This window comes from Gordonia neofelifaecis NRRL B-59395 (genome assembly GCF_000192435.1).
Taxonomy (GTDB): domain Bacteria; phylum Actinomycetota; class Actinomycetes; order Mycobacteriales; family Mycobacteriaceae; genus Gordonia; species Gordonia neofelifaecis.
In genome coordinates this window covers 76,508-97,965 of record NZ_AEUD01000006.1, presented here as the reverse complement: position 1 = coordinate 97,965, position 21,458 = coordinate 76,508, and the positions used below count along the sequence as shown (strand labels likewise).

24 protein-coding genes are annotated in these 21,458 nt (G+C 68.4%); 18 read left to right on the top strand and 6 right to left on the bottom strand.

Annotated elements, in window-relative coordinates:
• Positions 1-42 precede the first annotated feature (42 nt).
• Genes SCNU_RS08935 through SCNU_RS08925 form a run of 3 tightly spaced genes read right to left on the bottom strand, consistent with a single transcriptional unit; the run spans position 43 to position 2,650 of the window.
• On the bottom strand, positions 43-870 hold the full coding sequence (locus tag SCNU_RS08935) for a metal ABC transporter permease (protein ID WP_050792797.1): 828 nt from the start codon (positions 868-870) through the stop codon (positions 43-45).
• 32 nt (positions 871-902) lie between these two features.
• Entirely contained in the window at positions 903-1,751 is an 849-nt protein-coding gene (locus SCNU_RS08930; protein WP_009679037.1) for a metal ABC transporter ATP-binding protein, read from the bottom strand.
• Positions 1,748-2,650, bottom strand: a complete 903-nt coding sequence (locus SCNU_RS08925; RefSeq protein WP_009679036.1) for a metal ABC transporter solute-binding protein, Zn/Mn family — start codon at positions 2,648-2,650, stop codon at positions 1,748-1,750. The genes SCNU_RS08930 and SCNU_RS08925 overlap by 4 nt, the downstream gene beginning before the upstream one ends.
• Before the next feature lie 162 nt (positions 2,651-2,812).
• Here SCNU_RS08925 and mshA point away from each other — a divergent pair, with 162 nt between their 5' ends.
• The 6 genes from mshA (at position 2,813) to SCNU_RS08895 (ending at position 8,526) form a co-directional block, all read left to right on the top strand.
• The gene (gene mshA, locus SCNU_RS08920; RefSeq protein ID WP_009679035.1) at positions 2,813-4,132 is read left to right on the top strand and encodes a D-inositol-3-phosphate glycosyltransferase; all 1,320 of its coding nucleotides are present in this window, start codon (positions 2,813-2,815) and stop codon (positions 4,130-4,132) included.
• The gene (locus tag SCNU_RS08915; RefSeq protein WP_009679034.1) at positions 4,129-4,716 is read left to right on the top strand and encodes a type III secretion system chaperone family protein; all 588 of its coding nucleotides are present in this window, start codon (positions 4,129-4,131) and stop codon (positions 4,714-4,716) included. Before mshA ends, SCNU_RS08915 begins: the two co-directional genes overlap by 4 nt.
• Positions 4,717-5,387: 671 nt before the next feature.
• A complete protein-coding gene (locus SCNU_RS08910; RefSeq protein WP_009679033.1) occupies positions 5,388-6,131 on the top strand; it encodes a phosphoglyceromutase in 744 nt (247 codons plus the stop codon).
• A gap of 50 nt (positions 6,132-6,181) precedes the next feature.
• Positions 6,182-6,487 carry a GNAT family N-acetyltransferase gene (locus SCNU_RS08905; protein ID WP_040518065.1) on the top strand — a complete coding sequence of 102 codons (306 nt, stop codon included), beginning with the start codon at positions 6,182-6,184 and terminating at the stop codon, positions 6,485-6,487.
• A 192-nt stretch (positions 6,488-6,679) separates the two neighbouring features.
• Positions 6,680-7,840, top strand: a complete 1,161-nt coding sequence (locus tag SCNU_RS08900; protein WP_009679031.1) for a sensor histidine kinase — start codon at positions 6,680-6,682, stop codon at positions 7,838-7,840.
• Complete coding sequence (locus tag SCNU_RS08895; protein ID WP_009679030.1) at positions 7,837-8,526, top strand: response regulator transcription factor; 690 nt, start codon at positions 7,837-7,839, stop codon at positions 8,524-8,526. Before SCNU_RS08900 ends, SCNU_RS08895 begins: the two co-directional genes overlap by 4 nt.
• A 177-nt stretch (positions 8,527-8,703) precedes the next feature.
• On the opposite strand, the gene SCNU_RS08890 is transcribed toward SCNU_RS08895, so the two are convergent.
• Positions 8,704-9,576, bottom strand: coding sequence for a DUF3109 family protein (locus SCNU_RS08890; RefSeq protein ID WP_009679029.1), 873 nt, complete (start codon positions 9,574-9,576; stop codon positions 8,704-8,706).
• Positions 9,577-9,656: 80 nt separating this feature from the next.
• Between SCNU_RS08890 and SCNU_RS08885 the strand changes: the two genes are divergently transcribed.
• From SCNU_RS08885 to SCNU_RS08850, 9 genes are all read left to right on the top strand, one after another.
• Positions 9,657-10,607 carry a Ppx/GppA phosphatase family protein gene (locus SCNU_RS08885; RefSeq protein ID WP_040518062.1) on the top strand — a complete coding sequence of 317 codons (951 nt, stop codon included), beginning with the start codon at positions 9,657-9,659 and terminating at the stop codon, positions 10,605-10,607.
• Positions 10,608-10,693: 86 nt separating this feature from the next.
• Positions 10,694-11,509, top strand: coding sequence for a hypothetical protein (locus tag SCNU_RS08880; protein ID WP_009679027.1), 816 nt, complete (start codon positions 10,694-10,696; stop codon positions 11,507-11,509).
• An 18-nt stretch (positions 11,510-11,527) separates the two neighbouring features.
• The gene (locus tag SCNU_RS08875; protein WP_009679026.1) at positions 11,528-12,400 is read left to right on the top strand and encodes a sugar phosphate isomerase/epimerase family protein; all 873 of its coding nucleotides are present in this window, start codon (positions 11,528-11,530) and stop codon (positions 12,398-12,400) included.
• Positions 12,390-13,241: a thioesterase family protein gene (locus SCNU_RS08870; protein ID WP_009679025.1), complete on the top strand. Its 852-nt coding sequence runs from the start codon at positions 12,390-12,392 to the stop codon at positions 13,239-13,241. The genes SCNU_RS08875 and SCNU_RS08870 overlap by 11 nt, the downstream gene beginning before the upstream one ends.
• A gap of 52 nt (positions 13,242-13,293) precedes the next feature.
• Positions 13,294-14,172, top strand: coding sequence for a pyrroline-5-carboxylate reductase (gene proC, locus SCNU_RS08865; protein ID WP_009679024.1), 879 nt, complete (start codon positions 13,294-13,296; stop codon positions 14,170-14,172).
• A gap of 183 nt (positions 14,173-14,355) precedes the next feature.
• Positions 14,356-14,598 (top strand): helix-turn-helix domain-containing protein, encoded by a 243-nt coding sequence (locus tag SCNU_RS08860; RefSeq protein WP_009679023.1) that lies wholly within the window; start codon positions 14,356-14,358, stop codon positions 14,596-14,598.
• 235 nt (positions 14,599-14,833) lie between these two features.
• Positions 14,834-14,935 carry a 30S ribosomal protein bS22 gene (locus SCNU_RS20175; protein ID WP_003402602.1) on the top strand — a complete coding sequence of 34 codons (102 nt, stop codon included), beginning with the start codon at positions 14,834-14,836 and terminating at the stop codon, positions 14,933-14,935.
• Between the two features lie 64 nt (positions 14,936-14,999).
• Positions 15,000-16,058 carry an NAD-dependent epimerase/dehydratase family protein gene (locus SCNU_RS08855; protein WP_009679022.1) on the top strand — a complete coding sequence of 353 codons (1,059 nt, stop codon included), beginning with the start codon at positions 15,000-15,002 and terminating at the stop codon, positions 16,056-16,058.
• Between the two features lie 54 nt (positions 16,059-16,112).
• Positions 16,113-17,189 carry a lysophospholipid acyltransferase family protein gene (locus tag SCNU_RS08850; RefSeq protein ID WP_040518113.1) on the top strand — a complete coding sequence of 359 codons (1,077 nt, stop codon included), beginning with the start codon at positions 16,113-16,115 and terminating at the stop codon, positions 17,187-17,189.
• Positions 17,190-17,426: 237 nt separating this feature from the next.
• Here the strand turns inward: SCNU_RS08850 and SCNU_RS20815 are convergent, their stop codons facing one another.
• Positions 17,427-17,639 carry a hypothetical protein gene (locus SCNU_RS20815; protein ID WP_238526415.1) on the bottom strand — a complete coding sequence of 71 codons (213 nt, stop codon included), beginning with the start codon at positions 17,637-17,639 and terminating at the stop codon, positions 17,427-17,429.
• Between the two features lie 241 nt (positions 17,640-17,880).
• Between SCNU_RS20815 and SCNU_RS20810 the strand changes: the two genes are divergently transcribed.
• Positions 17,881-18,270, top strand: a complete 390-nt coding sequence (locus SCNU_RS20810) for a hypothetical protein (RefSeq protein ID WP_009679019.1) — start codon at positions 17,881-17,883, stop codon at positions 18,268-18,270.
• A 99-nt stretch (positions 18,271-18,369) separates the two neighbouring features.
• Here SCNU_RS20810 and SCNU_RS08840 read toward each other — a convergent pair whose 3' ends face one another.
• Positions 18,370-19,533, bottom strand: coding sequence for an HAD family hydrolase (locus SCNU_RS08840; protein WP_009679018.1), 1,164 nt, complete (start codon positions 19,531-19,533; stop codon positions 18,370-18,372).
• Positions 19,534-19,667: 134 nt separating this feature from the next.
• Between SCNU_RS08840 and SCNU_RS08835 the strand changes: the two genes are divergently transcribed.
• Complete coding sequence (locus SCNU_RS08835) at positions 19,668-19,907, top strand: glutaredoxin family protein (protein ID WP_040518060.1); 240 nt, start codon at positions 19,668-19,670, stop codon at positions 19,905-19,907.
• Positions 19,908-20,082: 175 nt separating this feature from the next.
• On the top strand, positions 20,083-21,417 hold the full coding sequence (locus tag SCNU_RS08830) for a glutamyl-tRNA reductase (protein WP_009679016.1): 1,335 nt from the start codon (positions 20,083-20,085) through the stop codon (positions 21,415-21,417).
• Positions 21,418-21,458 lie beyond the last annotated feature (41 nt).

The following is a 21,458-nucleotide window of genomic DNA, read 5'->3' as shown; positions in this document are numbered from 1 at the left end:
AGCGCGCGGAGCGAGTCGAAACCGACAGTCACCCAGGCTGATTCAGTCCCGCGCTCGCATCCCCACGATCCGGCAGATCACGTAGATCACGAACGAGATGGTCGTGACCATCACCGAGATCGGGAGCTCCGGGGCCAGGGAGAGGATCAGGCCGCCGATGGCCGAGATCTCGGCGAAGACGATCGAGAGAACCACCACGACCGTCGGGTTGGCGGAGAGCCGCACGGCCGCGGCGGCGGGAGTGATGAGCAGGCTCATCACCAGCAGGGCGCCGATGATCTGCACGCCCTGCGCGGCGGCGAGGCCGACGAGGATCGCGAAGACCACCGACAGGAGTCGGACCGGAACACCGGAGGCCGCTGCCACGCGTGGGTCCAGGCTCGCGAACAGCAGCGGACGGTAGATGATCGCGTAGACCACGATCACGACCACCGCCGTGATCGACACCGCGATGAGACCGTCCCGGCCGACGCTGACGACCTGCCCGGTCAGCAGCGCGAACCCGGTCCCGACGCGCCCGTACAGGCTCAGGAACAGCACGCCCAGACCCAGACCGAACGCCATCACGGCGCCGATCACCGAGTCCCGCTCGCGTGCTCGGCGTCCGAGCAGGCCGAACACGGCGGCGGCGATCACCGCGCCGATCACGCCGCCGATGTTCACTCCGACGCCGGCCAGCAGGGCGGCCGCGGCACCGGTGAACGACAGCTCCGACGCGCCGTGCACCGCGAAGCTCATCTGCCGGGCGACGATCATCGGTCCGAGGAGGCCGCCGATCAGCCCCAGCAGGGCGATTGCGAGCATCGACTGCTGGACGAATCCGCGGGACAGCAGATCGGCGGTCTGCGAGAAGTCCCAGAAGTTGCCCATGTCGGCGGCGAGCACAGTCGTCGTCGGTGCGGTCACAGATCCTCCCCGGCGACGACGAAGCCGGCATCGGTGCCGAGCGCGTCGCCCGGATACGGGTGTGTGACGCAGTGGTGGTCGTCCTCGCCGCCGATCACGACGAGCCGTCCGCCGATCCGCAGCACCTCCACGGGGCTGCCGTACAGCTCGGTCAGGGTCTGAGTGTTCATCACATCTTCGACGGGGCCGATCCGGAACGAGCCGCCGGCCAGATAGAGGACGCGGTCGACGAAGGGGAGTACCGGATTCAGCTCGTGCGTCACGAATAGGACGGCGGTGCGGTCACGGCGACGACGCGCGTCGAGCAGATCCACGACCACCTGCTGGCTGGCGAGGTCGAGACTGGCCAGCGGCTCGTCGCACAGCAGGACCGCGGGATCGCGGGTGAGGGCCTGGGCGATCCGCAGACGCTGCTGCTCGCCGCCGGAGAGCAGTCCGAGCGGACGGTCGGCGAACCGGGCGGCGCCGACTTGCTCGAGTGCGGCGTCGACCGCGGCGCGGCGGTGCGACATCCCGCGCAGTCCGATGCCCCAGCGTGAGCCGTCGACGCCGAACCCCACGAGGTCGCGGCCGCGCAGCATCATCGTGTCGGAGTCCTCGGCGTGCTGCTGCGGCACGTAGCCGACGGACCCGTCCGCGGTGATCGAACCCGAGGTCAGCGTGGTCTGTCCGAGGATCGCGCGGAGCAGGGAGGTCTTGCCCGAGCCGTTCGGTCCGAGGACGGCGACGAACTCGCCGGGCGCGATGTCGAGATTCAGACCGCTCCACAGCGTGCGGTTCCCGTACGACAGCCCCACGTCGGTGAACCGCAGCACCGGGTCGATGGCGAGGTCGGGGCCGGTCATGCGTCGAGCGCCTTGGCGAGGGCGTCGATCTGGCCGCGCTGCCAGACCACGTAATCGGTGACGCCGGCCGGCAGGGTCTCGGTGAAGTCGACGACCGCGACCTTCGCCTTCCGTGCGGTCTGGAGGATCGCCTCGGTGCTGGGGTCGACGGCCTGGGTGTTGTAGATCAGGGCCTTGGCGCGGTGCTGGTTCAGCAGATCGTCGAACTTGGCGCGGTCGGCGGCCGACGGCGACTGACCCTGCTCGACGGCGTCGACGAAGCCCTCCGGCGCGATGTCGACGAGCCCCGCGTCGGTGAGGATCGCGGCGGCCAGTGGCTCGGTGGAGGCGACCTGCGTGCCGTTGTGCTTCCGCTTGATGTCGGTGAGCGAGGCGCGGAGGCCGTCGATCTGCGTCACGAACGCCGCGGCGCGCCCACGGTAGTAGTCGGCGTTGACCGGGGCGATCGCGGCTAGCTGCTCGGCGATGGCGTTCGCGGTGTCGGAGACGGCGGCGAGGTCGTAGAAGACGTGCTCGTTACCGCGCGTCTTGTCGGCGCGCACGTCGGCGGCCACCACCTTGCGGCCCTGCGCGTCGGCGGCGGCGTCCTCCATGAACTGGTCGTAGTGGTCACCGTTCATCACGATGAGATTCGCGTCCTGGACGCGCGCGGTGTCGGCGCTCGACGGCTCGAACTCGTGCGGGTCGCCGTCGGGCGAGGTGTAGAGCGCGCTCACCTCGGCGTGCTCACCGCCGACGGCGCTCGCCACCGAGGCCCACACGTCGGTCGAGGCGACGACCACCGGTTTGTCGGTGGGCGCCGGGCCGCCATCGCTTCCGCTGCACGCGGTCGCCACGACCGCTACGAGGAGCGCGAGCGGTGCCAGGAATGCGCGTCGCGCCGACCCGGTCTTCATCATGCAGAGCCGCCTTCGAGAGATAATGAAAATCGTTACCGGCAGAGTGTATTACCGGACGGTCGGGATTGTCGAAGCAATGCCTGCCTGCGCATATGTCGACTGGGACCGATCTCGCACAGATCTGCGGCCCCCGCCGGTCCGCGGATTCATTACGCTGGAGGCATGACCGTCGGCCCTGTTCCGAGACGCATCGCCCTGATCTCGGTGCACACCTCCCCGTTGGCGCAGCCGGGCACCGGCGACGCGGGCGGCATGAACGTCTACGTCTGGCAGACGGCGACGCGTCTGGCGCGCCGCGGCGTCGAGGTGGAGATCTTCACGCGCGCCACGTCGTCGGCGGACGAACCGGTGGTCGCGGCGGCGCCCGGCGTCACGGTGCGCAATGTGGTCGCGGGGCCGTTCGACGGCCTCGACAAGCGTGATCTGCCCAGCCAGCTGTGCGCGTTCTCGGCCAACGTCCTGCGCGCCGAAGCGGCGCAGGACCCCGGCTATTACGACCTGATCCATTCGCACTACTGGCTCTCGGGTCAGGTCGGGTGGCTCGCCCGTGACCGCTGGGGTGTGCCGCTGGTGCACACCGCGCACACCCTCGCCGCGGTGAAGAACGCCTCGCTCGCGGTCGGCGACGCCGCCGAGCCGATGCTCCGGGTGGTCGGCGAGCAGCAGGTGGTCGATGAGGCGGATCGCCTCGTCGCGAACACTGCGACCGAGGTGACCGAGCTCGTCGACATGTACGGCGCCGATCCCTCGCGCATCGACGTCGTGGTGCCCGGCGCCGACCTCGATCGCTACTCGCCCGGCGACCGCGCGGCGTCGCGAGCCGAACTCGGACTCGGCGCCGACGACGTGCTCGTCACCTTCGTCGGACGGATCCAGCCGCTCAAGGCGCCCGACGTCCTGGTGTCGGCGATGGCACCGCTGATCGCCGCCGACTCGACCGGCCGGCTGCGCGTGCTGGTGGTCGGCGGACCGTCCGGCAGCGGCCTGGCACAGCCCTCGGCACTCATGGACCTGGCGAAGCGGCTCGGTGTCGCCGACCGCGTCGCCTCCCCCCCGCCGCAGCCGCCGGAGAGGCTGGTGCACGTCTACCGGTCGTCGGACCTGGTCGCGGTGCCGAGCTACTCGGAGAGCTTCGGCCTGGTCGCCATCGAGGCGCAGGCCTGCGGGATCCCGGTGATCGCGGCGCGCGTCGGCGGCCTGGGAGTGGCCGTCGACGACGGTCGTACCGGCGTGCTCGTCGACGGCCACGACACCGAGGTCTGGACCGCCCGGCTCGCCGAACTCGTAGCCGACCCGGCTCGACGGGCGGCGATGGGCCGCGAGGCCGCGCGGCACGCGCAGCAGTTCTCCTGGGAGCACACCACCGACGCGCTGCTCGACAGCTACGGGCGCGCGATCACCGCATTCGGCGGCAATGTGAAGCCGGACTCCGGCCGCTTCGGGCTGCGCCGCTGGAGGAATCGAGCGAGGGTGTTGGCATGAACGCGGATCAGACCGTCGCGGCGTTGGCCGCGGCGCTGGACGAGACCGGGATCGAGTACTCGCGGAAGTCGTCGGGCGGCGCCAAGTCGGAGCACTTCGTCCTCGAGCTGCCCGGCGAGCGGAAGCTCAAGACCACGGTGCTCCTGACCGCGGGGGCGCACGGCGTTCGCGTGGAGGCGTTCGTCTGCCGTCGTGCCGACGAGAACTTCGAGGCTGTCTACAAGTACCTGCTCAAGCGGAACCGCAGGCTGTACGGCGTTGCGTACACCCTCGACAACGTCGGCGACATCTATCTCGTCGGGCGGATCTCGGCGGACGCACTGACCCGCACCGAGGTGGATCGTGTGCTCGGCCAGGTCCTGGAGGCCGCGGACGGCGACTTCAACCAGATCCTGGAGATCGGCTTCCTGACGTCGATCAAACGGGAATGGGCCTGGCGCAAGGCGCGCGGCGAGTCGATGCGCAACCTCGCGGCGTTCGAGCACTTGATCGACGAGGACGACCTCCCGGAGATCGCGCCGCTCGACGACCCCGACGCGCAGCCGGTCTGGAGCGTCGACGAACCCGGCGCGAGTCCGTCGTAGCGCCCGACGCGAGGGTGCGAAGGTCCGCCCGGCCTCGCCAGCCTCGCCAGCCTGATCGACTAGCCCCGGCGCGCAAGCGCCGCGGCGTTATCGAGATCCGCACGCTGACGGACTAAAGCTGTCGTTCGGTGCCACCAGGAGACACCTAACGACAGTCTTGATCTCGTCACTCACTTCGTTCGCAGGTCTCGACACGCTCGCTCACTTCGTTCGCGGGCTACTGAGGCCACCCTGCAGGCGCACGCGCTCCCCAACAGCCGAAGCGGTAATAGGACAAGAATCTCGACGAGACCCACGCCGCCACAGGACAACACCGTCCTCCGCGTCCCCGCCATCACATCTGATGGACACATGGTCCACGAACAGTCCTCACGGGGACGCGCAGGTCACCAGCGCAGGTCGGTCGAGCAGCCCGCGAACGAAGTGAGCGAGCGTGTCGAGACCTGCGTCGTGGCAGCGTGCGGAGCCTCGGTACGCCGTGGCGTTGCGTGCCCGGGCTACTGAGACAAGCCTGGGTGAAGGCCGGGGAAGCCGAAAAGCGTGGAAAGTCGGGTCGGACCCTCGCGCCATCGGGTCGGGCGCCAGGCCCTGCACGCGCGATGCGCCGGCTGTGCTGGTAGACGTCCGACACCTATGTGGTGCCCGGGCGCGGATATGCGAAACTAACCGTCATGAGCAACGGCACCCTGATTCTGATGCGGCACGGCGAGAGCGAATGGAACGCGTCCAACCAGTTCACCGGCTGGGTCGACGTCGCGCTGACCGAGAAGGGTCGCGCCGAGGCGGTGCGCGCGGGTGAGTTGCTCGTGGAACACGATCTGCTCCCCGACGTGCTGTACACCTCGCTGCTGCGTCGCGCGATCATCACCGCGCAGATCGCGCTGGACACCGCGGACCGTCACTGGATTCCGGTGGTCCGCGACTGGCGGCTGAACGAGCGTCACTACGGTGCGCTGCAGGGCCTGAACAAGGCGGAGACCAAGGCCAAGTACGGCGACGAGCAGTTCATGCTCTGGCGCCGCAGCTACGACACCCCGCCGCCGGCGATCGAGGCCGACGGCGAGTACAGCCAGGTGGGCGATCCGCGCTACGCCGGCATCGAGGTGCCGCTCACCGAGTGCCTGCAGGATGTCGTCAAGCGTCTGATCCCGTACTACACCGAGGCGATCGAGGCCGATCTCCGCGCGGGTAAGACCGTGCTGGTGGCGGCGCACGGCAACTCGCTGCGTGCCCTCGTCAAGCACCTCGACGGGATCTCCGACGCGGACATCGCGGAGCTGAACATTCCGACCGGAAACCCCCTCCGCTACGACCTCGACGAGAACCTCCGACCGGTCACCGCGGGCGGCGTGTACCTGGATCCCGAGGCGGCGGCCGCGGGCGCGGCAGCCGTTGCGGCGCAGGGCAATAAGTAGCCGCACCGACACATGGCGGGGCATGTGTGGCCTGCGCTACATTGGTGTGTATGACTGACGGTACTCTTGAGGTGACTCACCTGTCGGTGCAGGAGCGCTACCGCGCGGATCTGACCGACGGTGAGGGGCAACCGGTCGAGGTCGGGTACATCGACTACACGCAGGACGGGGATCGGCTCGCGCTGACGCACACCGTCGTATTCGAGCGTTTCGGCGGTCGTGGATTCGCCGCGCAGCTCGTGAAACACGTCCTCGACGACGTCCGCGCCAACGGACAGCGTGTGGTCCCCGTCTGTTCGTACGTGCAGAAGTACGTGGAGAAGCATCCGGAGTACTCCGACATCGTCGTCTCCTGATTCGAGCGCTCGCGTTCACCTGTCCGCAACCCAGGCGAACCGGGTGTGAACGCACATCGAATACTGCCCGCCCGGGCTGCGAACACCTGTCGATCCGACGTAAGCTTCGGGATGTGTCCGGGTGCCGGACACATTCTGTTGGAATGTCGTTGAGGCGAAGCAGGGAGTCGTGCGGCGGAAGACCAGGTTGCGGTGAACACTCGGACGGACGAATCGGGGTCGGAGGACACGCCCCTCGAAGACCTGGTGATCGTCGACACGAACCGATCGCGGCCGGATCTGCTCGGTCTGATCGTCGCGCACACCACGACCGGCATCGTCGCGGTCGACGAGTTCCACAACGTCGTCCTCTATAACAAGCGGGCCACCGAACTGGGCATGGTTCGCGATGTCCTCGCCGACGGGGTCGCGGAGGCCGTCACCGAGGTGTTCGTGACCGGCATCGACCGGCACTTCGACTTCGTCCCGCCGCATTCCTCACTGGGCTTCCTCTCGACCGGGCGCACCATGCCGCGACAGGTGGAGAACGTCCGGTGCATCGCGCGCCTGGCGTCCCGCGACGGTGTGCGATACGCGCTGATCTTCGGCGACGACGACTCGACGAATCAGCGCGTGGAGGCCACCAGGCGCGACTTCGCCGCCAACGTCTCCCACGAATTGAAGACGCCGCTGGGCGCGATCAGCCTGATGGCCGAGGCGATGCTCGAATCGCGCGACGATCCGGAGGCGGTCGAGCACTTCGGCAGGCGCGTGCTCAAAGAGGCCACGCGGATGGGCTCGCTGGTCAACGAGTTGATCGGGCTGTCGCGGCTGCAGGAGGGCCGGATTCCCGAATTCCAGGCCGTCGACGTCGACTCGCTCGTGGACGACGCCGTCGCAGCCGCGGGGGTGTCCGCAGAAGTCGCGGAGATCGAGTTGGTCGCCGACCAGCCCAGCGGTCTGCAGATCCAGGGCGACCGGACCCTGTTGCTGACCGCGCTGTCGAATCTGCTGGTCAACGCGATCAATCACTCGCCCGCCGGTGAGATCGTCTCGGTGAGCCGGAAGTCGGTGACGATGGAAGACCAGGAGATGGTCGCCATCGCGATCACCGACCGCGGCATCGGCATCGCGCCCGCCGATCAGCAGCGGGTGTTCGAACGATTCTTCCGCGTCGACAAGGCGCGGTCACGAGCGACCGGCGGCACCGGACTCGGGCTGGCGATCGTGAAGCACGTGGCGGCCAGCCATGGCGGCCACATCGGATTGTGGAGTCGGCCGGGAACCGGATCGACCTTCAGCCTGTACATCCCCATCGACCCAGCCGCATCGGACGTCACCGGGTCGACGAACGCAGAGGAACAGACGAGTTGACCCACGTACTGATTGTCGAAGACGAGGAATCGCTGGCCGACCCGTTGGCCTTCCTGCTCCGCAAGGAGGGGTTCGAGGCGAGCATCGTCAACGACGGCTCGGAAGCGGTCTCGACCTTCGAGCGGGTGAACCCCGACATCGTCCTGCTCGATCTGATGCTGCCCGGAGTCTCCGGCACGGAGATCTGCAAGACCATCCGAGCCAAGTCCGCGGTGCCGGTCATCATGGTGACCGCGCGCGACAGTGAGATCGACAAGGTGGTCGGACTCGAACTGGGCGCCGACGACTACGTCACGAAGCCGTACTCCGCCCGTGAGCTCATCGCCCGGATCCGCGCGGTCCTGCGGCGCGGGGGAGTGGTCGCCGACGACGAGGACGCGGCGATCGGCGTCGTCGAGGTCGGGCCGGTCCGGATGGACGTCCAACGGCACACGGTCACCGTCGCGGGCACGGAGGTGACCTTGCCGCTCAAGGAGTTCGATCTCCTCGAGTACCTGCTGCGCAACTCCGGTCGCGTTCTCACCCGCAGCCAGTTGATCGATCGGGTGTGGGGTGCCGACTACGTCGGTGACACGAAGACCCTCGACGTCCACGTCAAGCGACTGCGGTCGAAGGTGGAGCCGGATCCGTCGCAGCCGCGGCACCTGATCACCGTCCGAGGGCTGGGTTACAAGTTCGAGCCGTGACGCGGAGCGTCAGGTCGAGCCGACTTCCGAGGCCGAAGGCCGAGGCGTCGGTCGAGACCGGGCGAGTCGCGCTGGGTCACGAGGGGTTTCGACTCGCTCCGCTCGCTCAACCAGCGGGTGGTCGCGCTGGATCACCAGGGTTTCGGACTCGCTCAACCAGCGAGTCGCCACGCCGGATCACCCGAGTCCACCGCGCTGGTACTTGATGTCCGTCTCGCGGCGGGAGGTCGCGGCGGCGGTCGCCGGATGGACGGCGACTAGGCCGAGCTCGTTGCGTCGACGACAGGCGGCGGCGAGGATCTCGTAGGCCGGCGCGCCGATCAGCGCGATCAGCTCCGGCCGATAGGACTCGAACACCTGCTTGGCGCCGGTGTGCGCCTCCGGCGATCCCGAGCAGTACCAGTCGAGGTCATGTCCGCCCGCGCCCCACCCGCGGCGGTCGAACTCGGTGAGCGTGGTGGTGAGGATCTCGGTGCCGTCGGGCCGAGTGACCCACTCCTGCTCGCGGCGCATCGGCAGTTGCCAGCACACCTCGGGTTTCACGGTCAGCGGTTCGAGGCCGTTGCGCAGCGCCATGGAGTGCAGCGCGCAGCCCGCGCCCCCGGCGAATCCGGGGCGGTTGAGGAAGATGCATGCGCCGTCGTGCAGTCGGGTCTTGAGCGAGGGTTCGTTCTCGAGGTCATCGGCCTCCTCCAGGTAGCCGTCGGGCCCGAGCGGGTCGGGGCCGGACCCCTCGTCGTAGAACTCCCAGTCCGCTCGCGTCAGCTGCGCCATCCCGGCGGCCAGCGTGGCGCGGTCCTCGTCGTCCGTGAGGTAGGCGCCGTGCGTGCAGCAGCCGTCCGACGACCTGCTCGCGATGATTCCGTGACACGCCGGAGTGCCGAAGACGCAGTTCCACCGTGACAGCAGCCACGTCAGGTCGGCGCGGATCAGATGCTCGTCGTCGTCGGGGTCCGCGAACTCGTACCACTCGCGCGCGAAGCCGAGCGGGACCTCGGGAACGGGGGCGTTCCGCTTCTTCTTGCCGGGCTTCTTCTTGGCGCCACTCACGGTTGTTCCTCCATCGATTCAACGCCCCACCGTAGTCCTTCGGGTCGCGCCGAGGCTCACGGCGCAGTAATTTTGATCGGGTGCGACTAGGAGTGCTCGACGTGGGCAGCAATACCGTTCATCTGCTGGTCGTCGACGCGCATCGGGGCGGACATCCGACCCCGATGAGCTCGACGAAGGCGGTCTTGCGGCTGGCGGAGGAGATCGACGCGTCGGGGCGGATGACCAAGAGCGGGGCTGAGGCGCTCACGTCGACCGTCGAGGACTTCACCCGGATCGCCAAGGCGTCCGGCTGCGAGCAGGTGATGGCGTTCGCGACATCGGCGGTTCGGGACGCCACCAACACCGACCAGGTGCTCGACCAGGTCAAGCGGGCCTCCGGCTTGACCGTCGAGGTCCTCGAGGGCGTCGACGAGGCGCGGCTCACTTCGCTCGCGGTGCGTCGCTGGTACGGCTGGAGCGCGGGTCGGATCCTCACCTTCGACATCGGCGGCGGCAGCCTGGAGATGACGAACGGCGTCGACGAGGAGCCGGATGTCGCGCTGTCGCTGCCGCTCGGCGCGGGCCGCCTGACGCGCGACTGGCTGCCCGGCGACCCGCCGAGCAAACGCCACGTCTCCGTGCTCCGGGACTGGCTGGATGCGGAGCTCAAGGTCGCAGCGAAGGAACTCCGGGCGGCGGGCAAGCCTGATCTGGCCGTGGGTTCGTCGAAGACCTTCCGCTCGCTCGCACGGCTCACCGGTGCCGCACCGTCGGGCGCCGGTCCCCGCGTCAGACGAACGCTGACGGTGAGCGGACTGCGCCAGTTGATCGCCTTCATCTCACGGATGACGGCTGCCGATCGCGCCGACCTCGAGGGCGTCAGCGCCGACCGTGCGGCGCAGATCGTCGGCGGCGCTCTGGTGGCGGAGGCGGCGATGCGGGCCACCGGTGTGGATACACTTGAAATCTGTCCGTGGGCTCTGCGTGAGGGCGTCATTCTCCGTCGCCTGGATGCGGAGCCGGCCGGAGCGATGACCAGCACCGGCTAGCCGATCGACGTCGGTGCGGGCCTCCCGGGGGACACTCGGGCACGACAACCAGGCAGATCGACGTTGAGACGAGGGGTGCCCCAGGTATGGCGAAGGAATCCGAACCACGCGCGAAGCCGATCACGGTCTCGGAGCTGATCGCGCGCTCCGAATCGAGCGGATCGGCGTTCCCGAAGTCTGATGAGGACGACCGTCCGACCCGGCGGGTGATCGGTGCGTCGGGCATGCCGTCGCACACGCCATCGGAGCGCGATGCCAATGCGGTCACCGGGATCATCCCGGTCGTCGACGACTCCTCGCTCGAACCGGTGCCCTCGGACGACCTGCTCGGCGTCGACCTGCCGCCGCTCGAGTACCGCACGTCGACCGGGTCGACGCAGCCGGATCCGGACCTGACCAGCACCACCCAGCTCAGTCCGGTGGCGAGCGACGAGACGGGGACCGACGACTACGACGCCTACACCGACTCCTACGCCGAATACGACGACGAGTACGAGGACGACGAGTCCGGACACCGCCGCGTCGCATCTGCTGCGGATCTGGAGGCCGCGGAGGCCGAAGAGGCCGAGGCGGAGGCAGAGGCCAAGGAACGCGCCGACGAACTGGCCGACGCGGAGTCCGAGCGGAAGCGGCAGGCACACAGCCCGTCCGCGCTGATGGGCTGGCTCAGTCTGGCCGGTGAAGTGGTGATCGGTCTGGCCGCCGGCGCGGGTCTGTTCTGGGGCTTCACCGAACTCTGGAAGCGGTACATCTACCTGGCGCTGATCCTCGCGGTCGTCGTGATCTTCGCGATCGTCACGTTCGCGCACGTGCTGCGCAAGCGGGATCTCCCGACCACGCTGCTCGCGCTCGGCGTCGGAATGCTGGTGACGATCGGGCCCCTGGTCCTCCTGGCGGCTTGAGCCGGTACCGTGTCGCAAATGCGTTTCCCGATCCCGATCGGGCTGTCCACGGCGTCGGTCTACCCGCAGAACACGGAAGCGGCGTTCGGTTATGCCGCAGACCTGGGCTACGACGGCGTGGAACTGATGGTGTGGGGCGAGGGCGTGAGCCAGAACATCGCGCACGTCGCGCATCTCTCGCAGCAGTATCAGGTCCCGGTGCTGTCGGTGCATGCGCCCTGCCTGCTGATCTCGCAGCGGGTCTGGGGTCGTGACCCCAAGGTCAAGCTTCGTCGATCGGTGCAGGCGGCCGAAGATCTCGGTGCGTCGACGGTCGTCGTGCACCCGCCGTTCCGGTGGCAGCGCGACTACGTCCGGGCCTTCGACGACCTCGTCGCCGAACTCGAGGCGTCGTCGGACGTGTCCGTGGCCGTGGAGAACATGTTCCCGATGCGCGCCGACCGCTTCTTCGGCGGGGGACCGAAGTCGGCGCGCCGGATGGCCGACCGCGGCGGCTCGCCCGGACCCAGCGCATCGGCGTTCGGCAAGTCGATCGATCCCACGGCCGACGGGTACGAGCACTACACGCTGGACCTGTCGCATGCCGCGACGGCGGGCGTCGACGCGATCGGCCTGCAGACACGGATGGGCGAAGGACTTGAGCATCTGCACCTCACCGACGGCACCGGTGCGGCGCACGACGAGCATCTGATCCCCGGCGACGGCTCGCAGCCGTGCATCGAGGTCTGCCGCAGGCTGGCCGACAGCGACTTCTCGGGCGCAGTGGTGCTCGAGGTCCACACGGGTTCCGCGCGCACGAAGAACGAGCGGGCCGCGATGCTCGCGCGTTCGCTCGACTTCGCGCGCACCCATCTCCATCGCGATCCGAAGGACGCACTGCATGTCGACTGACCTCATCTCGCTCTTCGCGCTCGAACCGATCGGCGATGCGGCCGACGGCGCGGCGTCGTACCGTGCCGCGATCGACCCGACGTTCACCATCGGCCCCAAGGTGCACGGCGGCAGCCTGCAGACGACGGTCGCCGCAGCGGCGGCACGGGCTTACGACGACCTCGGCGGACCGGATCCCGAAGCGGCCGTGCTCGCGGTGTCCAGCGACTTCCTGCTGGCCCCGGACCCCGCCGAGGTCGAACTGCACGTGTCGCTGATCAAGACCGGCCGGACGGTGTCGCTCGCCCGCGTCGACGTGCGGCAGGGTGATCGGACCATGGTGACCTCGACGGTGACGCTCGGTCGGCCGGATCATGGGGACGCGAAGTTCCGCGGTGAGTCGCCGGTGAGCGAGTTGTCGCCGGAACCGTCTCCCGGCGCCGCCGATCTGTACTCGTCGCCGATGGGTGAGGTGGTGCACCTCGGCGCGGCCCTGGAAGTGGTCCTCGACATGGATCACTTCCCGGCGGCCCGGGGCGAGACCGGCGAGCCGCTGGTCCGCGGATGGACGCGCGCGCGAGGCGCCGATCGTCATTCCGACGCGGTGCGCGCCGGCTTCCCGGTGCTGGTCTGCGACCTGTCGCCGCCGGTCGTGATGAACCTCGGGATGTTCGGCTGGGCGCCGACGGTCCAGCTCACGACGTACGTGACCCGTGTCCCGGCACCCGGCTGGCTGCGTTTCGCGGCGTACAGCCAGGAAGTGGGACAGGGCATGTTCGCCGAGGACCACATCGTGGTGGACTCGACCGGGGCCACGGTGGCGCGCTCGCGCCAGCTGGCCCTCATCCCCGCCGGGCGCTAGCGTTCGGCCCCGAAACCCTCCTAGACATTCTCGTGAAAGGTAGTGATCGCATATGACCGAGCGGGTCGCGATTATCGGTGGCGGCAAGATCGGCGAGGCTCTGCTGGCCGGATTGATCAGCGCGGGTAAGCCGGTCAAGGATCTGGTGGTCATCGAACGGTCGCCGGAACGGTCCGCCGAGCTCGTCGACGACTACGGGGTGCGCGTCTCCGACGACATCACCGACGCCGTCGAGGGCGCCCGCGTGGTGTTCATCGCGGTCAAGCCCGACGCCGTCGACACCGTGCTGCAGAAGCTGTCGGTGACCGACGACGACGGAGAGCTCGAGCGAGTCACGGTCAGCCTGGTGGCGGGCATCCCGACGTCCCGATACGAAGCGGCACTGCAGGCCGGCTCCCCGGTGATCCGGGTGATGCCGAATACGCCGATGCTGGTCAACGAGGCCATGTCCGCAGTCAGCCCGGGCCGCTACGCCGAGGACGATCAGGTGGCGCTGACCGTTCGCCTGCTGGAGTCGGTGGGCAAGGTGATGGTCGTGCCGGAGAAGCAGATGGACGCCGTCACGGCGATCTCGGGATCCGGTCCCGCCTATTTCTTCCTGATGGTCGAAGCCATGATCGACGCGGGCGTGGCACTCGGCTTGACGCGGCCGCAGGCGAGTGAACTGGCCGTTCAGACCGTCAAGGGCGCGGGTCTTCTGCTGAGCGAGTCGGGGCTGTCTCCGGTGGAGTTGCGAGCCGCGGTGACCTCGCCTGCGGGGACCACCGCGGCGGCCCTGCGGGAGTTCGAACGTGCGGGGCTGCGTCATGCGGTGAACGAGGCGGCGTTCGCCTGTGCCGAGGTGAGCGCCAAAACTGCACGTCGAGTGGAAGTTGAGGGTTCGGGCCAAGGCGTCCAGCGTGGCGTCGAAACCGCAAGCGAGCAACAGTAGCGCCATACCCTGCGGATATCCGTCATTTACCGCCGGAACGGCGCGTTGCGGGCCCGGAATTCCGCCACTCACGTCGCACTTTTCACATTGGTCACGCTAGGCTGCTAGCAGCACGTACGTGTCTGATGTCCGCCGGAGGGGAAGCCGGTGGCCGCGATGCGTGCACTGAAGGTTGGTATTTTCATGGCTGCTGCAGAAAAGCCTGGTGAACGTAACGATTTCGCTGATCGCGGAGTCGGCAACTCGTCCGCCACGCAGTTCCTCACCGTCGCCGAGGTCGCAACGCTGATGCGAGTCTCGAAGATGACCGTCTACCGACTCGTCCACAACGGCGAACTGCCCGCTGTGCGTGTCGGCCGGTCGTTCCGTGTCCACGCCAAGGCCGTGCACGAGTACCTGGAGACCTCGTACTTCGACGCAGGCTAGTCGCCCGAGATCGTCCGCGATCCCCCTCCGCCCCCGGGCCGAGGGGGTCTCGGCGTCTCTCGGAGTGGTCGCTCGAATGGGCGTCGAAGGGCTGAATTAGCCTCACGTTCATCGGATCGGTAAGATTATCGGTCAGGTCGCTGTCGCCTGGTTGTACCCCTGTCGGCGACGGCCCGGCATGAGTCCTCGGGCCAGGCCACATGAGTTCATCAGTACCGATCGCGAGGGAGACCCCATGGGTTCCGTTATCAAGAAGCGCCGCAAGCGCATGTCGAAGAAGAAGCACCGCAAGCTTCTCCGCCGCACGCGAGTCCAGCGTCGCAAGCTCGGCAAGTGATTGACCAGAACCCGCCCATCGTGGCGGGTTCTGTGTTTTCCGGAGTCCCGATAAACTCAAGGGCATGAGCGACGACAGGAGCGGCGACGAGCCGCCGCGTTCCGTCCTGGTCACCGGTGCGTCGACCTTTCTGGGCGGCTACCTGGTCGCGCGACTGGCGGCCAATCCCGACATCGAGCGCGTCGTCGCCGTCGATTCGCGGGTGCCGACCAAGAATCTGATGCGCCGGATGGGCCGCGCGGACTTCCTGCGGCTCGACATCCGCCGCCCCACCATCGCGAAGGCGATCGCCAACTTCGACGTGGACACGGTGGTGCACGCGGCGCCGTCGATCATGGACAACGTCGAGCACTCGGCCGCGATCAAGGAACTCAACGTGGTCGGCACCATGCAGGTGTGTGCGGCGTGCCAGCGGAGCCCCTCGGTGAAGCGGCTGGTGCTGCGGTCGAGTGCGATGGTCTACGGCGCCGGACCGAGCGATCCGGGTTTCTTCTCCGAGGGCACGCCCGCTCGCAAGGAACCGCGACGCGGCTACGGTCGCGACCTCATCGACATGGAGGGCTACGCACGCGGACTGTCGCGCCGTCGGCAGGACATCGGCGTCTCCATCCTGCGATTCCAGTCGATCCTCGGCCCGCGGATCCGGACCCGGATGAGCTCGTACCTGTCGCTGCCGGTGGTTCCGACGGCGTTCGGCCGGCAGGCGCGGCTGCAGTTCCTGCACGAGGAGGACGCGCTGGCCGCGCTCGAGCACTCGACGCTGCACCCTCGGCCGGGGACCTTCAACGTCGCAGGCGACGGTGTGGTCACCATGTCCCAGTCGGTGTACCGCGCCGGCCACCTGAAACTGCCGGTTCCGGGCAGTCTGATCTCGCCGCTCGTGGGCGTGCTGCAGAACGGACGGCTGCCGGGCATGCGGTCGGAGCACACGCCCTACCTGGCGTACGGCCGAGTGCTCGACACCACGAGGATGCGGACGGACCTGGGGTTCGAGCCGCGGTACTCGTCGCTGGCGACGCTCGACGATTTCATCGCTCGCGGCAAGACCGAACCGGTGATCTCCGCGGACACGTGGCGGGGCCTCGAGCACCAGGCGGTCGCGGCCGCCACTCGCCTGCAGTAGCGGTCTGGAATCGACGTACGATGAGAAGAATTTTCGAGAGCGGGGGTGTTGATGATGGCAGCGGCCGAGCGACCGGGTGATGCGCGCACGGCGAAGGTCATCGCGCTCTACACCGATCCGAACGGGCAGCGTCGTCCGGCAGGTGCGGGACATCCGAACACGGACGGCTTCGGTCGTCGTGCCGCGGAGGTGACGCCGATCCACGAAGGTATCGAGCTTGCCGACGAGCCGACGAGTCCGGTTGAGCCGGTGCGGAATTCGCCTCTCTTCAGCCTCGGAGGCATCCGCGGCGCGATCGCCGATTCGCTCATCGCGACGAGCGGTTTCATCCGTGAGCGGATGACGGGCGAGTACGCCGTCGACGAGTTCGGCTTCGACCCACATTTCACCGAATCGGTGTGGTTCCCGGCGGTCCGCCAGGTGTATGAGAAGTGGTTCCGCGTCGAGGTGACCGGGATCGAGAACCTGCCGTCGACCGGTGCGGGGCTGCTCGTCGCCAATCATGCGGGCTCGGTGCCGATCGACGCAGTGATCACCTCGCTCGCCGTCCGCGACAATCATCCCGACAGTCGATACCTGCGGGTGCTGGCGGCGGACATGGCTTTCGAGACGCCCGTCGTCGGCGACTTGGCTCGCCGGATCGGCGCGACGCTGGCCTGCAACGACGACGCCGACGCGCTGCTGCGCCGCGGTGACCTCACCGCGGTCTGGCCGGAGGGTTACAAGGGGATCGGCAAGCTCTACAAGGACCGCTACAAGCTGCAGCGATTCGGTCGGGGCGGCTTCGTCACGACGGCGCTGCGCAACGGGGCGCCGATCATCCCGGTCTCCATCGTGGGGTCGGAGGAGATCTACCCGATGATCGCGGATCTGAAACCGCTCGCACGGGCTCTCGGACTGCCGTACTTCCCGATCACCCCGCTGTTCCCGTGGCTCGGTCCGCTCGGTGTGATCCCGCTGCCGTCGAAGTGGCACATCCATTTCGGGACCCCGATCCCCACTGACGGCTACGACGAGTCGGCCGCCGACGACCCGATGGTCGTCTTCGACCTCACCGACCACGTGCGCGAGGAGATCCAGCAGACGCTGTTCCGGATGCTGAGCCGTCGGGGCAGCGTCTACTTCGGTTAGTTACTGGGGTCCGTCTCACGCGACCGCTGCTTTCGACGACAGATCCAGCGTCCCGGACGCGGAATCTGTCGCCAGGAGGTGGGGATGTCCGCCTTGTGGACGGTGTCGGAACCGATCTCGGAAGCGGCGCGTCCAAGAGGTATGTGGCCTGTTGATCGACACGGACTGATTTGGCGAACCCGCGCTCTCGAGGTGGGGATCCCGGAGCGGACGATCCGCGAAGCGCTGCGGGCTGGGCTACTGATTCCCGTCGGCCGCGGCGTCTACTTCCTGCCCGGCGAGACCGGCCCGATGCGGTCGGAGGTACTCCGTGAGCAGTACCGTCTGACCTGCGTCGCAGCCGCGGTCGGTTTCGAGAGGTCCGGCGACGAGCGCAATGTGCTCAGCCATGAGTCGGCCGCCGCCGTCCTGCGCATGCCGTTGCTGCAGCCCGATATCCGACGAGTCCACGTCACCAACGGCCGGGATTTCGGCGGCGGCGCCCGGGCGCATCGGGTGATTCACAGTGGCGCATTGCGCGACGACGAGATCGTCGAGGTGGATGGACTACGGGTGACCAGCCCGGCGCGCACGGCGGTCGACGTCGCGCTCGCGCTGCCCGACTTTCCGCGCGCGCTGGCGGCCTTCGACAGCGCACTCGCACTCGGCGTAAGACGATCTGCGGAGCGGACTCGGACGGCCGCGCCGCGGAGTGGCACGTGCACGACACTGCCTGGATCACGCCGACGGCGCGTCGGCCAATCCGGGGGAGTCGTGGGGTCGGGCGCAGATGATCGAGGCCGCTCTACCGATCCCTCGACTGCAGAGTCGATACGACCTGCCCGGAGGGAAGCACGCGATCTGCGACTACGACTGGGACGGACGGGTGGTGGGCGAGTTCGACGGGTTCGGCAAGTATCGCCGCGAACTGCTGGGGCCTGGACAGGATCCCGAGGACGCGGTGATCGCTGAGAAGCTGCGGGAAGACGGGCTCCGCGCGCTCGGCCTCGGCGTCATCCGATGGACATGGTGGCATCTGACGCATGGACACCTGGTCCCGCTGTTGATTCAGCGACTACCGCGTCACGGCATCGCCCTGTGATCTCGCTGTCCGGTGATCTCGAGGCCAGCCGCACCTTCCGACGACAGATCCCGCGGCCCGGACGCGGGATCTGTCGTCGAAGACAGCGGATCCGCGCGGCTACTTGCGGCGCAGGGCCTTCGAGGCCACGGCGGCGGCGCCGCCGGCCGCACCGACCACCATCGCGGTCTGCATGCCGTACTTGGCGGCCTTGCGTGCGGTGCGGAAGTCGTACTGCTCCCAGCCGCGGACGCGAGCGATCTCGCGCAGGTCGGCGTCCGGGTTGATCGCGACGGCGGTGCCGACGAGCGAGAGCATCGGGACGTCGTTGTGCGAGTCGGAGTACGCAGTGCAGCGTTTGAGGTTCAGGCCCTCGCGGACGGCGATGGTCCGGACCGCGTGCGCCTTGCCGGGGCCGTGCAGGATGTCGCCGACCAGTCGTCCGGTGAAGACGCCGTCGACGCTCTCCGCGACAGTGCCGAGCGCGCCGGTGAGACCGAGCCGCTTGGCGATGGTCTGCGCCAGCTCGACGGGCGTCGCGGTGACCAGCCAGACCTGCTGCCCGGCGTCCAGGTGGCGTTGGGCGAGGGCCGCCGTTCCCGGCCAGATCTTCTCGGCGATGTACTCGTCGTAGATCTCCTCGCCGAGGCGGACCAGTTCGGCGGTCTCGCGGCCGGCGATGAACGACAGCGCCTTGTCGCGGCCCTCCGCGACGTCCTCGGCGTTCTCCTTGCCGGTGATCCGAAACTTGGCCTGCTGCCAGGCGAAGTTCATGATGTCGCTGTAGGAGAAGTAGTTCCGTGACGCGAGGCCGCGAGCGAACAGCACGATCGATGCGCCGTGGACCAGGGTGTTGTCGACGTCGAAGAACGCGGCGCCGGTCAGGTCGGTGTTCTGTCCGTCGTCGGAGTCGGGTGTGCGGGCCCGGAGCGACTCGATCGCGGCCTTGGCCGCAGCCTCGCCTGCCAGTACCTGCCGGAGCTCGCCCGCGGTCTGACGGAAGCGGCCCGCCCGCTGGGTGATCCACTCGCCGACGCGTCGGGCGTCCTCGTCCTCGTGATCCTCGGCTGGATGCGCGTCGGTCTCCGGCCCGTCGATCAGTCCGCCGTCACGATCCTCCAGCGGCTCCTCGACGTGATCGACGTCGTACTGCTCGGCTTCGAGCTCGGCGGCCTCGTGGTGATCGGCGTCGAGCTCCGCGGCCTCATCGGGCGTCAGCTCGTCGTGATCGCCGGTGAACAAGGTGTCGTCCGAATCGGGGCGGTCCATCGAATCGCGGCTCACGAGCCACCTCCTTCACGAGCGGAAACGGTTGGCGTCCAGCCTATCGCGGGCACGCCCGCATCGCCGGTGGCCCGCACGGCCGCCGGGGTGGTGATCTTTCGTACACTCGGGGCGTGGAAGCAGTCGTCGAATTGATGTCGCGGGCCGGGTGCTCGGCGTGTGCTCGAGCAGAGAGCCGACTGGCCGAGATCCTGGCCGAGTACGGACTCACGACGCAGGTGGTCGACGTGGATCGACGTGCGGCGGAAGGCGACGCCTTCCCGCGGGCCGAGTTCGGCGACCGGTTGCCGGTGGTGCTCCTGAACGGTGCCGAGCACAGTTACTGGGAGGTCGACGAGCCGCGGCTGCGCGCCGATCTGGACGCACTGCGTTAACCGTCCGAGGCCGAACGAGCCCGTCTCGGGCGTGCATTCGCCTGTCCGATTGATCTAGCCTGGGAAATGTATGTCCACCCGGTCGTCCGGCCGGGGCTGGAAGAGGAGAGAGCGTCGGCAGGCGGTCTGGGCATCGGGTGGTGTCCGGCGAACTGCGGGCGGGAGGCTTGTCACTGTGAGTGTCTTGTTGTTCGGCGTGTCCCATCGGAGTGCTCCCGTATCGGTCCTCGAACGACTGTCCGTCTCCGACTCCGACCGGCCGAAGCTGGTCGACGCGCTGCTGTCGTCGCGTACCGTGTCCGAGGCGATGCTCGTCTCCACGTGCAACCGTGTCGAGATCTACGCCGTCGTCGACGCCTTCCACCCCGCACTGGAAGCGGTCGGTCAGGTGATCGGCGATCACAGCGGTCTGTCGGTCGCCGAACTCACCGATCACGCGTACGTGCGGTACTCGGAGGCGGCGGTCGAGCACCTGTTCACCGTCGCGGCGGGGCTCGATTCGATGGTCGTCGGGGAACAGCAGATCCTCGGCCAGATCCGGACCGCGTACTCCGACGCCGACAGCAACCAGTCCGCGGGGAGCACACTGCACGAGCTCGCGCAGAAGGCGCTCCGCGTCGGTAAACGGGTCCACTCGGAGACCGGCATCGACCGTGCGGGTGCGTCGGTGGTCTCGGTCGCCGTGCATCGCGCCGACACGATCCGGGGCGATCAGCCGCCGATGCGCCGGGCCGTCGTCCTCGGCGCCGGCGCAATGGGATCGCTGGCGACGAGCCAGCTCGCCGGCGACGGCGTCACCGACATCACGGTCGTCAACCGCACGGCGGCGCGCGCCGAGCAGGTCGCGGCGACCGTCGCGGAGAAGTATGGGATCACCGCCCGCGGCGCCACTTTCGACGACATCGCGTCGGTGATGGCGGATGCGGACATCGTCGTCACCTGCACCGGTTCGGTGGCCGCCGTGGTGCAGGTCGGCGATGTGCACTCCGCGCTGACCCGGCGCACCAACCCGGCGCCGCTGATGATCTGCGACCTGGGGCTCCCGCGCGACGTCGACCCGGCGGCGGGCCGACTGCCCGGGGTGCACATCGTCGACATCGAAGGACTGCGCGGCGACGACCAGACGAGAGCCGCCGAAGACGATGCGCTCGCTGCGCGGTCGATCGTGGCGGGTGAGCTCGCCGAATACCTGGCGGTGCAACGACAGGCCGAGGTGACCCCGACGGTCGCCGCGCTTCGGCAGCGCGCGGCCGACGTCGTCGAAGCGGAGATCCTGCGTCTGCAGGGTCGTCTGCCCGATCTGGACGGCGATCAGCGTGACGAGGTGGCGAAGGCCGTGCGCCGCGTCGCCGACAAACTGCTGCACGCCCCGACGGTTCGAGTGAAGCAGCTCGCCTCGTCCGGCCGCGGCGACCACTACGCGGAGGCTCTCCGCGAACTGTTCGAGCTCAAGCCCGGTGCCGCGGAGTCGGTATCGGCCTCCGAGTCGGGCATCGAAGACCTGCGCTGACCGAGTCCGCTCGGGTGGCGCTGGCGAAGTATTCACCTTCA

What these genes read in the sequence shown, in the direction of transcription:
- SCNU_RS08880 (WP_009679027.1), top strand. Translation starts at nt 10,694, where the DNA reads ATGGCGAAGGAATCCGAACCACGCGCGAAGCCGATCACGGTCTCGGAG.
- SCNU_RS08855 (WP_009679022.1), top strand. Translation starts at nt 15,000, where the DNA reads ATGAGCGACGACAGGAGCGGCGACGAGCCGCCGCGTTCCGTCCTGGTC.
- SCNU_RS20175 (WP_003402602.1), top strand. Translation starts at nt 14,834, where the DNA reads ATGGGTTCCGTTATCAAGAAGCGCCGCAAGCGCATGTCGAAGAAGAAG.
- SCNU_RS08935 (WP_050792797.1), bottom strand. Translation starts at nt 870, where the DNA reads ATGGGCAACTTCTGGGACTTCTCGCAGACCGCCGATCTGCTGTCCCGC.
- SCNU_RS08915 (WP_009679034.1), top strand. Translation starts at nt 4,129, where the DNA reads ATGAACGCGGATCAGACCGTCGCGGCGTTGGCCGCGGCGCTGGACGAG.
- SCNU_RS08910 (WP_009679033.1), top strand. Translation starts at nt 5,388, where the DNA reads ATGAGCAACGGCACCCTGATTCTGATGCGGCACGGCGAGAGCGAATGG.
- SCNU_RS08905 (WP_040518065.1), top strand. Translation starts at nt 6,182, where the DNA reads ATGACTGACGGTACTCTTGAGGTGACTCACCTGTCGGTGCAGGAGCGC.
- SCNU_RS08835 (WP_040518060.1), top strand. Translation starts at nt 19,668, where the DNA reads ATGTCGCGGGCCGGGTGCTCGGCGTGTGCTCGAGCAGAGAGCCGACTG.
- SCNU_RS08870 (WP_009679025.1), top strand. Translation starts at nt 12,390, where the DNA reads ATGTCGACTGACCTCATCTCGCTCTTCGCGCTCGAACCGATCGGCGAT.
- proC (WP_009679024.1), top strand. Translation starts at nt 13,294, where the DNA reads ATGACCGAGCGGGTCGCGATTATCGGTGGCGGCAAGATCGGCGAGGCT.
- SCNU_RS08850 (WP_040518113.1), top strand. Translation starts at nt 16,113, where the DNA reads ATGGCAGCGGCCGAGCGACCGGGTGATGCGCGCACGGCGAAGGTCATC.
- SCNU_RS08925 (WP_009679036.1), bottom strand. Translation starts at nt 2,650, where the DNA reads ATGATGAAGACCGGGTCGGCGCGACGCGCATTCCTGGCACCGCTCGCG.
- mshA (WP_009679035.1), top strand. Translation starts at nt 2,813, where the DNA reads ATGACCGTCGGCCCTGTTCCGAGACGCATCGCCCTGATCTCGGTGCAC.
- SCNU_RS08930 (WP_009679037.1), bottom strand. Translation starts at nt 1,751, where the DNA reads ATGACCGGCCCCGACCTCGCCATCGACCCGGTGCTGCGGTTCACCGAC.
- SCNU_RS08860 (WP_009679023.1), top strand. Translation starts at nt 14,356, where the DNA reads ATGGCTGCTGCAGAAAAGCCTGGTGAACGTAACGATTTCGCTGATCGC.
- SCNU_RS08875 (WP_009679026.1), top strand. Translation starts at nt 11,528, where the DNA reads ATGCGTTTCCCGATCCCGATCGGGCTGTCCACGGCGTCGGTCTACCCG.